The following is a 13,419-nucleotide window of genomic DNA, read 5'->3' on the forward strand; positions in this document are numbered from 1 at the left end:
CTGAGTGCCTCCTTCGACGCTTGCTGGCGCAAGCTCGCAGCACGCGCCGAAGCTCAAACTAGGCTCAGGACTTCTCACTCCCGGCAGCCTCGGCTTTTTTCGCCGCGAACGGATAGGCGCTGCCGCCCTTGCCCTTGGCCGGAATAAACACCGACAGCAGCATGGTGGTGACCAGGATGCCAAAAGTAACCGATAGCGACAGGACCACGGGGATCTTGTAGAAATCGACGATCAGCATCTTGATCCCGATGAAAGCCAGCACCAGTGCCAGGCCATAGCTGAGCAGGTGGAAACGCTCATGCGCGCCGGCCAGCAGGAAATACATCGCCCGCAGCCCCAGAATGGCGAACACATTCGAGGTCAGCACGATGAACGGGTCGGTGGTGATGGCGAAGATCGCGGGAATCGAGTCCACCGCGAACACCACATCGACGATCCCGATCAGCGCCACCACGATGGCCAGCGGAGTCGCCATGCGCACGCCCTTCACGAAGGTGAAGAACTTCTCGCCGTCATAGTCCGGCGCGATCCGCACCTTGCGGCGAATCCAGTTGAGCGCCGGGTTGTTGTCCAGATCAGGCTCCTGTCCGGCAGCCCACCACATCTTGATGCCGGTAAACAGCAGGAATACGCCGAAGACATACAAGATCCAGTGGAACTGAGCGATCAGCCAGGCCCCCACCAGAATCATCACCGCACGCAACACCAGGGCCCCCATCACCCCGATCATGAGAACCCGTTTCTGAAACTCGGCGGGTACTGCGAAATAGGTGAAGAGCATCAAAAATACGAAGACGTTGTCCACCGCCAGGGCTTTCTCGATCAGATAACCCGTCGTGAATTCGATGGCCTTGGTATTGGCCAGCTCTCGCGCGGCGGCGTCATCCCCCAGCCCGCCGAGATACCACCATAGCCAGCCCATGAACAGGAAGGAAACCGCCACCCAGACCAGTGACCAGACGCCCGCCTCACGCATCGAGACTCTGTGGGCGCCTTGGCGGCTGAGTGCAAAAAAATCCAGAACAAGCGCCAGGAGGACGAATAGCGCGAATAGCGTCCACATCAAAGGCGTACCAACAGTCAGCATGATTTGTTATCCAGTGGAGAAGAGTCTGTGTGACTCAGTACGAAGCAGAATTCGGCTGGTAAGGCTTGTCCGGCCGCAGCGTAGGAATGAAGGGTTTGGGGCTGCGTAAAACATTGGCCAATTGCAGATCCCATGCATCCAGCGCTGCCCACAACAGGATGGCTTCGCCCGAATGCACAAGCTGGTCGGCCCCGATCACGCTCAACGCTGCACGGCACAGGCTGCGTTGCAAGTCCGGCTGATCAATGTCAGCCAGCAGACGGGCGATATCGCCGGGCCTGAATTCAAGCTTGAAATCAGCTCCCACCCGCTGGCTGCGCTGCGCGTCTTCGCAGAAATCGCCCAAAACGGTATCGATCAGGTCGCGATCAATCCCCAGCTTTCTCAAGGCCGGAAAATGATCCAGGACGGCCAGCTCAAGCCGGTCCAGATCTCCATCCGCAAGCGCCGTTAAAACGAGAAATCGGGCGGCGGCCTGAGGGCTGTTCTTCGCATAACTACGCATCATTTTTCTCCTTCGATTCAATCAGGTCATGCCACTCATTCATCATTACCGCCCATACCGAGCAGGCTCAGCAGACTGGTAAAGAGGTTGTAGATCGACACATACAGACTCACCGTCGCCATGATGTAGTTTGTCTCTCCGCCATGAATGATGTTGCTGGTCTCATACAGGATCATCCCGGCCATCAACAGCACCACGACCGCCGACACCGCCAGTGCCAGCCCTGGTACCTGGAAGAACATGGCGCCAAGCCCGGCCAGAAACGCGACCACCATCCCCACGAACAGAAAACCACCCATGAAACTGAAGTCCCGCTTGGTCGCCAGAACCCAGGCCGACAGGCTGAAAAAGATCACGGCTGTTCCGCCCAGTGCCATGGCCACGATCATGCCGCCGTCCTGCATGGCGAGCGTGCGATTGATGATCGGACCGAGGGTGTAGCCCATGAAACCGGTGAGGCCGAACACCGACAGCAGCCCCCAACCTGAGTTGGCGAGTTTTGCGGTCAGAAAGAACAGGCCGAAAAAGCCACCCAGCGTCAGCAGCAACCCGGGGGCCGGCAAGGCCAGTGCAGTACTGAGACTCGCCACCACCGCGCTGAACAGAAGCGTCAGGCCCAGCAGCGCATAGGTATTGCGAAGTACGCGATGCGTGCCGAGCAGCGATGCACCCCCTGCCAGCGTGCCCGTTCTGTAGGCAGAAATACCGTTTGTCATGCTCACACTCCTTTGAGAATCAAGAATCTTCAAACCAGCTCGGCCTCGGCCGGGATGCGCTCACTGCGTGCCGCATAGCGCTGGCGTGCCTGGCGCTCCAGCCGCCGCACTACCGTGCGCCCGGCCCTCGCCAGGCTGCGGTCCAGCACCTGATACAAGTCAGCGCCCAACTCCTCCACCACGACGGAGCCCGGCTGTTGCAGGCTGATCTGCACCGTGCAGGATTTATCGTCACCACCTTTGGGGCCGTTGATATCCACCAGGCTGATGCTCACACGTGCGATCCGCCCCGCGAGTCGCCCGAGAGTGAAGCGCACACGCCGCTCGGCGTGCTCACGCAAGGCCTGGCTCACATCAATCCCGCGAAACTGGATGTCGATATGCATGATCTGCTGCCCTTTCAAGAGATGTCGGTATTGACATGCCTCACTCTAGGCGCAGAGACTTCCATTGAAAATTCGGATTATCAAAACAGATACTCCGAAAAAACGGGAGTATAGAAATGACCAACTACAAGCATCTGCACTACTTCTGGATGGTCGCGAAATCAGGCGGCCTGCTCCCGGCGAGCGAGGCGCTACACACCTCGCAGCAAACCCTCAGCGGACAGATCAAGCTGCTGGAGGATCGCTTCGGCAAAGCTCTTTTTCAGAAGCGCGGGCGCAAGCTGGAACTCACCGAAGCCGGCAAGACCGTTTTCAGCTTTGCCGACGAGATCTTTTCGCTCGGCGCCGAGATGGAACAGGTTCTTCGCACTGAAACCCCGTCCGGGCGAGCCATCGAGTTCCGGGTCGGCGTGGCGGATGCCCTGTCCAAATCCATCGTCTACCACCTGCTGGAACCGGCCATGCGCCTGCCGGAGCCAGTACGCATCGTGTGTCGGGAATGGAAGCTGGACAGCCTGATGGCCGAACTCGCTACCCACCGACTGGATCTGGTGATCGCCGACAGCCCGATCCCCACAGGCCTCTCGGTCAAGGCCTATAACCACAAGCTGGGGCGCTCCGGCCAGAGTTTCTTTGCGGCGCCACAACTGGCGGCCCGTTGCACAGGCAGCTTTCCGGCCACGCTCAACGGCATGCCGATGCTCATGCATGGCGACGACTCCGAAGTCCAGAAACAGCTCGACCGCTGGCTCGAGAGCGAGCACCTGTATCCGAACGTAGCCGGTGTCTTCGACGACAGTGCCCTGCTCAAGGCCTTCGGTCGTGAAGGTCACGGCATCTTTGCAGCCCCCACGATTCTGGAAGCGGAAATCATCAGTCAGTACGGTGTAAAGCTGCTGGGGCGTACCGCGGCCATCTGGCAGGATTTCTATGCCATTTCGATTGAACGGCGGATCACCCATCCCTGCGTGCTCGCCATCTGCAATGCCGCACGTGGCGAGCTATTTGCTCCAATGTGACACGCAGGCCTTGCGTGCCTCCTCCAGCCCCCGGCAAGGCGGTCAACGGTGCCGTGCCGAAGAGCACGTTGCCCAGCAGGGTGTAGATGATCAGCAGCAACAGCCCCAACTCCAGTGCCAGCCCGGCCAGCAACAAAATGCCAGAGTGGCAACTGCAGAGGGCAGCAGACGAAGACATTCGCCATCTGCGCCCGCACGATGGCCATGAGGCAAGCCGTGGTCGCCTGCAGATAGAGCGGATCGCGTGGCGCCAGCGCAGTGTGCGGATGATCGCCGGTGACCATGATCGCGCGCAGCCTGGCACCGTGGCAGGGCTGCACCTCCTTCGCGGCGGATCTCCCGGCCCGAGCAGGCCACACCGATGCAGGCCCTGCTCCACGCTCACGCAAGGCTTCCAGGCGCAGGCCAGCACACGCAGGCTGCGATCGGCCATGTCGTTCTGCGCGCGCTCGAACATCTGCCGCACCGCCGCGTCCAATGGCAGCAAGGCGTCGCCCTTCATCCAGCCGATGCATCCTAACTGAATCGACGCTTCGGGTAGTTCATCAACGCTTAGTCCACAATCCTTGCCTAACGCCCGCCCAAAGCGCGAGATAATCTGCTCCATGCCGCTCAAAAACCCCCTCTTCCGCCAGCACGCCTTCCTGTCTTTCTGGGTGTCGCGCATCTTCACCACCATGGCCAACCAGATGCTGATGGTGGGCGTGGGCTGGCAGATGTATGACCTCACCCACAGCGCCTGGGATCTGGGCCTGGTGGGCCTCGCCCAGTTCCTGCCGGCGCTCGCGCTGACCCTGGTGGTCGGCCATGTGGCCGATCGTTTCGACCGCCGCCGCGTGCTGGGCCTGTGCCTTGTGGCGCAGGGACTGGTGGTGCTGGCAATGGTATGGGGCACGCTTTCTGGCTGGATCAGCCGTGAACACATCCTGCTGGCTTCCGTGGCGCTGGGCGCCGCCAAGGCCTTCCAGATGCCCACCCAGCAGGCGCTGGCGCCGCTGCTGGTGCCGGCCGAAATCCTGCCGCGCGCACTGGCCTTCAACTCAGCCGGCGCCCAGTTCGCCATCATTGCCGGGCCAGCTGCGGGCGGCTTCGTCTATGTGGCCGGTGCCGAGACGGTGTATGGGCTGTGCGGCCTGCTCTTCCTTACGGCGCTGATCTTTCTGGCCCGCGTGCGCTATGACCATGCACCGGCCGTCTCGCGTCAGCCGGTGAGCTGGGACAGCCTGTTCGCGGGCATCCGCTTCATCTGGCAGCGCAAGCCGGTGCTCGGCGCGATCTCGCTGGACCTCTTCGCGGTGCTGCTGGGCGGCGCCACCGCACTCCTGCCGATCTATGCGCGCGACATTCTTCATACCGGCCCCTGGGGCTTGGGCATCCTGCGCGCTGCGCCGGCCGTTGGCGCGTTTGCAATGTCGATCTGGCTGACCCATCACAGCATCGAGCGCGGTGCAGGCAAGCTGATGTTCGGCTCGGTGGCCGTGTATGGGCTAGCGACCCTAGTGTTCGGGCTATCGACGAGTTTCCTGCTGTCACTCGCGATGCTGGCGATTTCGGGCGCGGCGGACATGATCAGCGTCGTAATCCGCCAGTCGCTGGTGCAACTTGAAACGCCAGACGAGATGCGCGGCCGGGTCAGCGCGGTGAACTCGATCTTCATCGGCGCTTCCAACCAGCTCGGTGAGTTCGAGTCCGGCGCCACGGCAGCCGCCTTTGGCGCGGTCTGCTCGGTGGTGCTCGGCGGCCTCGGCACTCTGGGCATCGTCGCCCTGTGGATCCGGCTCTTTCCGCAACTGGCCCAACGCGAGCGCCTGCAGGCCTGAACCTAATCATCTTTTCCATGACACACCACGAAGCGAACGACGAATCCCCGTCCATCCACGAAGACCGCCTATGGGTGGATCGCGGCTGGACTGCACGCGTGATCAAGAATCAGGATGACGACGGCTGGGCCGTCGAGATGATTCTCGACGGCGAACCGGAACCCGCACTGGTCGGCCCGTGGACCATGGGACGCGATAAGAAGAACCCCAAGCCGCTGGATGCAACCGCCTTCAGCACCCTGGTGAAAACCGCATCAGAAGTGATCCGCCGTCACGAGCAGCATCTGCATGCGATGCTCAATAAGCGTCTCTCCGTAAGCACCGACGACGGGGTGGTCGAAGTCTCGCTCTGCATCGTGCCGGACGAGGACGACCCCTACGCCACACTGTCCGCACATGATGCCGCCGGCGAGCTGCTCGCCGAGCTACGGGTGGGGCCGGACTTCCGGTTCAGCCAGACGACTGCCCGTGCCTGGATTGAAAGCGACTTCCGACAGCCCGGGCGCTAGGCCTGGAGCCGAAGCGGCCGAATGAAAACGCAAAAAGCCGGGCACGCCCGGCTTTTTGCTGAGTGCTGCACGCGCTAAACCGCAGCGCCGTTAGCTGGCCGCTTTGCGACTGCGCGAGCGGGTAGCCACGGCAACAGCCTTGGCCGCAGGTTTGGCCGCGACCGGTTTGGCTACAGGCTTGGCAGCCACCAGGTTGCGTGCGGCGACTGCCGGGGCTGGCGCAGCGCTCGGTTTGGCGGCCGCACTGGCCTTTACTGCGGACTTGGGCGCAGGCTTCGGCGCGGCCTTGCTGGCAGCCTTGGCAACGACAGGCTTCGCCGCCGACTTGCTGGCCGCCCTGGGCTTGGCTGCCGGCTTGGTTGCGGCTTTGACAGGCGCTTTCGGTGCAGCTTTCGGCGCACCCCGGGCCACTGCAGGCTGCGCAAGGCTGGCACGGATCTTCGTGATAATCGCCTGCTGCGACGGATCCAGACCATGCTCAATGAAGCGCGGGTCAGCAGCCAGTGCATCGAGCAAAGCCAGGTAACGGCTGCGCTCGTCGGCATTGCTGAGAAGTTTCGGCAGGCTAGCCAGGGCACGCGCGGGCTCGTAACGGCAAATGATTTCCTGCACCCCGCGCAGCTGGCGCCAGTCAGCCCGCTCCATCTTCGGCAGCAGGTGAGCATAGCTCTCTTCGAGATCACGCTTGAGCTCGATCTGCTCCAGCAGGAAGGGCTGGCCGTGGCGCTTGATCAGGGCCGCCGTACGCACCAACGCTTCGGCATAGCCGCCGCGCTCGATGGCGGCCAGCGCCTCCTTCACCACCGCCAGCTGGCGAGGCTCGGTCACCACTTGCGGCACTTCGCGATCGGGGTCTTCCACCCCCATCAGGAACAGGTTTCCGTAGAGTTCGAAGAAGGATTTTTCGGTCATGCCATCGCGCATGTCACGATAGAAATCGAGCAGCGAACTCATCATGCTGGAGCCGAAGCGCTCAGCCTTTCTCAGCGGCGCATCTGCCGGCACGGCACGGCGTTGGGCCTTCACCTGCGCAGCCACCGGCCCCAGCCAAGCCATCATCGGATTCAGGTCGGAGAGGATCCAGCGCTGCAGGCGCAGCGGGTGCAGGGTCCGCAGAGCCTGGGCCATCGGCTCGTTGGCAATCATTTTCACCCAGGGGCGCACGAACATCTCGTAGCTGCGCTGGTTGTGCTTGGAAATCTCGGCCACGGCCTCGAAGATGTTCTCGTCCTTGCGCCCCACCTTGTTGAGGCGCTGGGAGATGTCTTCCAGACGGTGCTCGACGAACTCCACCGAATACTCAATCTTGCCGCCGGCGCCCTTTTCTTCATTGATTTTCATGGCATACAGGCCGGGCGGCAGGCTTTCGATGGACTTCATCACCTCGACGATCTGCGCATGCTCCTTCTTCGCCACCTTGCCGGAAACGAAGATGCCGAGGTGACCGATGTTCTCGTGCAGCATGCCAACGATCACCTGGCCGTTGGCCTTGATGTCGTCGGTGGAGGCATACACGTCAGCCACCCAGTTGAAGGCCTGTTGCGGCGGGGTGATGTTGTCGCCCATCGAGGCGAACAGGATGATCGGCGAGCGGATCGCGCGCAGGTCCAGACGATCGCCGTCACGCGCACGCAGATCACCCTCCCACAGGGTGTTGCCAACGAAGAGATTGCGCACGATCCACTCGATTTCTTCGCGGTTCATCAGGAAGAATCCGCCCCACCAGCGCTCGAATTCGAGGAAGCGCGGCGGCTCGGTATCGATGTTGGCAAACACGTGGTAGTACTTGTCCCACATCGAATTCGAGGGGTGCAGGTTCTCGAAGTTCTGCACCAGCCAGGCGCCGTCGAATACGCCGTTACCCAGATCTGCCGTCAGCGACGAGAGCCAGCTGCCGCCCAGCATGCCGCCGGCGTAACGCATCGGATTGTCGCCCTCGCCTTCCTTGAAGGCGCCGCCCCAGTAGGACATCGGTGCGCCGTTGATCACGATCGGGCCGGTATCTTCCGGATTGCTGGCAGCCAGCATCATCGCCGCCCAGCCGCCCTGGCAATTGCCCACCAGCACTGGCTTGGGGCTGTGCGGATGCAGGCGGCGCACTTCGGCCACGAAGCGGCGTTCGGCCTCACATACGTCAAGCAGAGTCTGGCCTGGTTCGGGCTTCGGATGGAAGGACACGAAGTACACCGGATGGCCTTCGCGCAAGGCCACGCCAACCTGTGAGTCATCCTTGAAACCACCGATGCCGGGGCCGTGACCGGCACGCGGATCGATGATGATGTAGGGCCGCAGCTTCGGATCGATCTTCACGCCCGCCGGCGGGATGATCTTCAGCAGCATGTAGTTGACCGGCGTTTCAAACTTGCGTGCATCCAGCACCACTTCGTAATCGAAGTGCAGCAGTGGCGGCTGGCCGGCCTTCACGTGCTCAAGATAGTTGTTGCCGCGCTGGCGCAGGGTGTCCATGAAAAGCACGGAGCGCTGCGCGAAATCCACCACGTAATCGCCATAGCCACTCCAGAACTCCTGCGGCGTGATCTTGCCGCCCATGGCGTCGGCAAGAGCCTCCTTGAAGCGCGCCGTGGCCTGGGTGTTGGCAAGCTCACTGCGGCGGGAGAAGAGGTGGGAGGACTTCTGATACAGCTCGAAGCTGTTGCGTAGCTGCTGGGCGAATTCGGTGAACATGCGGATCTCCGACAAGGAACGGAAAGCGGTTCAGGCGGCAGGTACGGCACAACGCAAAGAGCCTGCCGGGAGTATGCTGCGCAGCAACAATACGCCTGTTTGCTTGAGCCTGACACCGCACACAAGTACAGCGTCGGGCACCAGCCAGGGGCTGTATCCGGATGCTCCGGCACCATCGGCGGGAATGCCGCAGGCACAGGCGCCTCCGAACCAATGCGTTTCCTCTTTCACTTCAGCTGCTTGACGCCCCGGGCACAGGCCCTGCATCGTTCCAGGGATGAACCCCAGCCCCCTGCCCCAAGCCAGTGCCGACGAGCACGATGCCGTACAACGCGTCGTGAAGGTAAGGCGCGACTACAACACCTGGGTCGCCAGTGAAACCATCGAGGATTACGCCCTGCGCTACACCCCCAAGAGCTTCCGCAAGCTCTCGGAATGGCAGGTTGCCAATACCGCTTTCGGGGCCGCCGCCTTCCTCGTGCTGGAGGCCGTGGGCGCCACCTTGCTGGTCAATTACGGCTTCACCAACGCCGCTCTGGCCATCCTGGCCACCGGCATCATCATCTTTCTGTGCGGCACGCCGATCAGCCTCTACGCCGCTCGCTACGGGCTGGACATGGATCTGCTCACACGCGGCGCGGGCTTCGGCTATATCGGCTCGACCATCACCTCACTGATCTACGCCAGTTTCACCTTCATCTTTTTCGCCCTTGAGGCGGCGGTGATGGCCTACGCACTGGAACTCGCCTTCGACATCCCGCCCGCCTGGGGCTACCTGATCTGTGCTCTGGTGGTGATTCCGCTGGTGACCCACGGTGTCACCGTGATCAGCCGCCTGCAGCGCCTCACCCAGCCGGTGTGGCTGATCCTGCTGGCCCTGCCCTTTGGCTTCGTGCTGACCAAGAACCCCGGCGTGCTCGGCGAACTGGCCGCTTATCCCGGTACGAATGGCCTCGGCGCAGGCTTCAACATGCATCTGTTCGGCGCCGCACTTACGGTGGGCATCGCGCTGATCACCCAAATGGGCGAGCAGGTGGACTACCTGCGTTTCATGCCCGCGCAGACGGCGCAGAACCGCAAAAGCTGGCTCGCCGCAGTGCTGGTCGGCGGGCCGGGCTGGGTGCTGATGGGCGTGGCCAAGATGCTCGGAGGTTGCCTGCTGGCTTATCTTGCACTGCGCAATTCGGTGCCGGTGGACCGGGCCGTCGACCCGAACCAGATGTATCTCGTGGGCTTCGAGTCCGTCTTCAGTCATCCAGGTTTGGCGGTGGCGATCACGACCGGTTTCGTGATCATTTCGCAACTCAAGATCAACGTCACCAATGCCTACGCCGGTTCGCTCGCCTGGAGCAACTTCTTCGCCCGCCTCACCCACAGCCACCCGGGCCGCGTGGTGTGGATGGTGTTCAACACCGCGATTGCCCTGATGCTGATGGAGCTGGACGTATTCCAGGCCCTCGGCCAGGTGCTGGGCCTGTATTCCAACATCGCGATTGCCTGGCTGGTGGCCGTGGTGGCGGACCTCGTCATCAACAAGCCGCTGGGCCTGTCGCCGCCCGGCATCGAGTTCAAGCGCGCGCATCTGTACGACATCAATCCGGTCGGCGTCGGTGCCATGCTGATCGCCTCCACGCTTTCGATCCTTGCCTATCTCGGTGTCTTCGGCGCCAACGCCCAGGCCTTTGCCAGCTTCATCGCACTGGCTGCCGCCCTGATCAGCTCACCACTGATTGCCTGGGCCACTGGCGGCAAGTATTACCTCGCCCGTCCGGCCGTGCCCGCTGCGGCCGGCACCCTGCGCTGCGTGATCTGCGAGCGCGAGTACGAGAGCGAAGACATGGCGCGCTGCCCGGCCTACCAAGGCCATATCTGCTCCCTGTGCTGTTCGCTGGACGCCCGCTGCCATGACCTGTGCAAGCCAGACGCACGCCTCTCCGCACAGTGGTCTGCCGGCATGCGCCGCCTGCTGCCGCGTTCGCTGTGGCCTTACATCGACAGCGGGCTGGGCCACTACCTGCTGCTGATGGCTGCAGTACTGGCCGGCCTCGCCGCCCTGCTCGGCGTGCTGTACTACCAGCAGGCCCAGACCCTTGTCGACCCGGTCTTGATGCCTGCCATCCGCAGCACCTTCACCAAGGTCTTCTGCGTGCTCCTGCTCGCCTCCGGCATCATTGCCTGGTGGCTGGTGCTGACCCACAAGAGCCGCCAGGTGGCGCAGGAAGAATCGAACCGCCAGACCCATCTCCTGATGCGCGAGATCGAATCCCACAAACGCACCGACGAAGCCCTGCAACAGGCCAAACAGGTTGCGGATGCGGCCAACCAGGCCAAGAGCCGTTACGTCACCGCGATCAGCCACGAGTTGCGCACGCCGCTCAACTCCATCCTCGGCTATGCCCAGATTCTGGAGGATGACCCCACCATCCCCAGCCACCGCCAGCAGGCCATCCGCGTGATCCGGCGCAGCGGCGATCACCTGCTGTCGCTCATCGAAGGCACCCTGGACATCGCCCGCATCGAGGGCGGCAAACTCAGCCTGGAAACCCGCGCCATCGACTTCAGCGCCCTCCTCGAGCAACTGGTGCAGATGTTCAGCCTGCAGGCCCAGCATAAAGCGCTGACCTTCGATTACCAGTGCCTCGGCGAGCCGCCTGCCGTGGTGCGGGCCGACGAGAAACGTCTGCGCCAGATCCTCATCAACTTGCTGGGCAATGCGGTGAAATTCACGCGTGTCGGCGGCGTGAAGTTCCGCCTGCGCCACAGCCGCGACATGGCCACCTTCGAGATCGAAGACACGGGCCCCGGCATTTCTGCCGAAGAACTGGAACGCATCTTCGAGCCCTTCTCGCGCGGCAGCAGCGCCCAGAGCACCTCCGGCACGGGACTGGGCCTGACCATCGCGCGCATGCTCACCGGCCTCATGGGCGGCGAGCTCTCGGTGAAGAGCGAACCCGGCATCGGTACCTGCTTCACGGTGCGCCTGTTCCTGCCGCAGGTGCATGCAGCCCAGGCCGCCCGCGAACTGCCACGCCGCCACTACACCGGCTACCGCGGCGAGCGCCGGCGCATCCTGATCGTCGACAACCAGGCCGACGACCGCGAGCTGCTCGCCAGCGTGCTCGCTCCGCTCGGCTTCGAGCTGGACCAGGCCGCCTCTGGCATCGAATGCCTTGAAGTACTGCCGCGTTTCCAGCCGCACCTGATCTTCATGGATCTGGCCATGCCCGGCATTGACGGCTGGGAAACCATCCGCCGCATTCGTGCTCAGCGTCCGCCGGGCCGCCCCGAGGCTGATCAGTCCGCCTCTACAACAGACGCTACGACCGAAACCAGTGCGCCCTTCATCGCCATCCTCTCGGCCAACGCCTTCGACAAGGGGCTGGAAAACGACGCTGGCGTTTCCCCGCAGGACTTCATCCTCAAGCCCTTCAAGGTGGCAGAACTGCTCGACTGGATCGGACGCACGCTGCAATTGGAATGGATCGAAGCCCCCGCCGAAATCACCGCGCCCTTGCCAGAGGAGCGCAGCAGCCAGCCGCCCCGGGCGCTGCTCGAAAAACTCGATCAGCAAGTCCGCCTGGGCTATGTGCGCGGCATCCACGCAGCCCTCGATGCGATCAGCCAGGCCAACCCGGCGCACGCCGCCTGGGCTCAACCGCTACGCGAACTGCTGGCACAATTCGATCTCGATAGCCTGCAACAGCGTGTGAAGAAAGCCCTCGATGCCGCCGCTTGACCTCGACCGCAGCCGCACCGATCTCGTCCTGATCGTCGATGACGTACCGGAAAACCTCTCCGTGCTGCACGATGCGCTCGATGAGGCCGGCTTCACTGTGCTGGTCGCCATCAATGGCGACTCGGCCCTGGCCCGCGCCCGCCAGAGCCTGCCGGACATCATCCTGCTCGACGCGCTGATGCCCGGCATGGATGGCTTCGAAGTAGCGCGTCGTCTCAAGGCCGACTTTTCCACCCGCCACATCCCGATCATCTTCATGACCGGCCTCACCGAAACCGAGCATGTGGTGGCGGCCTTCAACGCTGGCGGCTCAGACTACGTGAGCAAACCGGTGCGCACCGGCGAGGTGATTGCCCGCATCAGCAGCCACCTGGCCAGCGCCCGCCAGATGAAGCAGGCGCGCAGCGCACTGGACGCCTTTGGCCAGGCTACCCTGGCCGTGCGCCCCGAGAGCGGCCGCGTCACCTGGCAAACACCGCTCGCGCGCCGCCTGCTGGCCGACTACTTCCCGGCCGAAAGCGCTGCCGAACTGGCGCCGCCGCCGCTGCTGCAATGGATCATCCGCACCCTTGATCAGGCGCGCCGCGAACCCGGTAGCCCGCTGCTGCCCCTCAACATCGCCCACGAATCCCGGCGCCTGATCTTCACCCTGCATGATCAAACCGCCGACGGCGAATGGCTGATCGTATTGCGCGAAGAAAACGATGCCGCGCAGATCGAGGCCCTGCTTGCCGCCTTCACGCTGACCCGCAAGGAAGCCGAAGTGCTCTACTGGGTATGCAAGGGCAAGACCAGCCCGGATATCGGCGAAATCCTCGGTTCCTCACCGCGCACCGTGAACAAGCATCTGGAGCACATCTACGAGAAGCTGGGCGTGGAGAACCGTACGGCGGCCGCCAAGCTGGCACTCGAAAAACTGCGCGGCTGAGCGCCGTCCCGCCCCCGATACGAGCCGG

At 62.9% G+C, this 13,419-nt stretch carries 11 protein-coding genes; 6 read left to right on the plus strand and 5 right to left on the minus strand.

Going from position 1 to position 13,419, the window contains the following annotated elements; all coding sequences use genetic code 11:
• Positions 1-64: 64 nt before the first annotated feature.
• The 4 genes from Q3Y64_RS05485 to Q3Y64_RS05500 are packed head-to-tail and all read right to left on the minus strand — an operon-like array spanning position 65 to position 2,694.
• Positions 65-1,087, minus strand: a complete 1,023-nt coding sequence (locus Q3Y64_RS05485; protein ID WP_101941258.1) for a TerC family protein — start codon at positions 1,085-1,087, stop codon at positions 65-67.
• A 34-nt stretch (positions 1,088-1,121) separates the two neighbouring features.
• On the minus strand, positions 1,122-1,595 hold the full coding sequence (locus Q3Y64_RS05490; protein ID WP_303560405.1) for a hypothetical protein: 474 nt from the start codon (positions 1,593-1,595) through the stop codon (positions 1,122-1,124).
• A gap of 32 nt (positions 1,596-1,627) precedes the next feature.
• Positions 1,628-2,308, minus strand: coding sequence for a Bax inhibitor-1/YccA family protein (locus Q3Y64_RS05495; RefSeq protein ID WP_101941260.1), 681 nt, complete (start codon positions 2,306-2,308; stop codon positions 1,628-1,630).
• Positions 2,309-2,337: 29 nt separating this feature from the next.
• Positions 2,338-2,694 (minus strand): HPF/RaiA family ribosome-associated protein, encoded by a 357-nt coding sequence (locus Q3Y64_RS05500; RefSeq protein ID WP_101941261.1) that lies wholly within the window; start codon positions 2,692-2,694, stop codon positions 2,338-2,340.
• Between the two features lie 116 nt (positions 2,695-2,810).
• Between Q3Y64_RS05500 and nhaR the strand changes: the two genes are divergently transcribed.
• From nhaR to Q3Y64_RS05520, 4 genes are all read left to right on the plus strand, one after another.
• Positions 2,811-3,713: a transcriptional activator NhaR gene (gene nhaR / locus Q3Y64_RS05505; protein WP_303560406.1), complete on the plus strand. Its 903-nt coding sequence runs from the start codon at positions 2,811-2,813 to the stop codon at positions 3,711-3,713.
• An 86-nt stretch (positions 3,714-3,799) separates the two neighbouring features.
• Positions 3,800-4,237 carry a hypothetical protein gene (locus Q3Y64_RS05510; RefSeq protein ID WP_303560407.1) on the plus strand — a complete coding sequence of 146 codons (438 nt, stop codon included), beginning with the start codon at positions 3,800-3,802 and terminating at the stop codon, positions 4,235-4,237.
• Between the two features lie 81 nt (positions 4,238-4,318).
• Complete coding sequence (locus tag Q3Y64_RS05515) at positions 4,319-5,533, plus strand: MFS transporter (RefSeq protein ID WP_303560408.1); 1,215 nt, start codon at positions 4,319-4,321, stop codon at positions 5,531-5,533.
• Between the two features lie 17 nt (positions 5,534-5,550).
• Positions 5,551-6,042, plus strand: coding sequence for a hypothetical protein (locus Q3Y64_RS05520; RefSeq protein ID WP_303560409.1), 492 nt, complete (start codon positions 5,551-5,553; stop codon positions 6,040-6,042).
• Positions 6,043-6,132: 90 nt separating this feature from the next.
• Here Q3Y64_RS05520 and Q3Y64_RS05525 read toward each other — a convergent pair whose 3' ends face one another.
• Positions 6,133-8,727, minus strand: coding sequence for a DUF3141 domain-containing protein (locus Q3Y64_RS05525; protein ID WP_303560410.1), 2,595 nt, complete (start codon positions 8,725-8,727; stop codon positions 6,133-6,135).
• A 277-nt stretch (positions 8,728-9,004) separates the two neighbouring features.
• On the opposite strand from Q3Y64_RS05525, the gene Q3Y64_RS05530 reads away from it, so the two are divergent.
• Positions 9,005-12,463 (plus strand): ATP-binding protein, encoded by a 3,459-nt coding sequence (locus Q3Y64_RS05530; RefSeq protein ID WP_303560411.1) that lies wholly within the window; start codon positions 9,005-9,007, stop codon positions 12,461-12,463.
• On the plus strand, positions 12,450-13,391 hold the full coding sequence (locus Q3Y64_RS05535) for a response regulator transcription factor (RefSeq protein WP_101941268.1): 942 nt from the start codon (positions 12,450-12,452) through the stop codon (positions 13,389-13,391). The genes Q3Y64_RS05530 and Q3Y64_RS05535 overlap by 14 nt, the downstream gene beginning before the upstream one ends.
• Positions 13,392-13,419: the final 28 nt, after the last annotated feature.

The organism is Uliginosibacterium sp. 31-12 (assembly GCF_030548425.1).
Lineage (GTDB): Bacteria > Pseudomonadota > Gammaproteobacteria > Burkholderiales > Rhodocyclaceae > Uliginosibacterium > Uliginosibacterium aquaticum.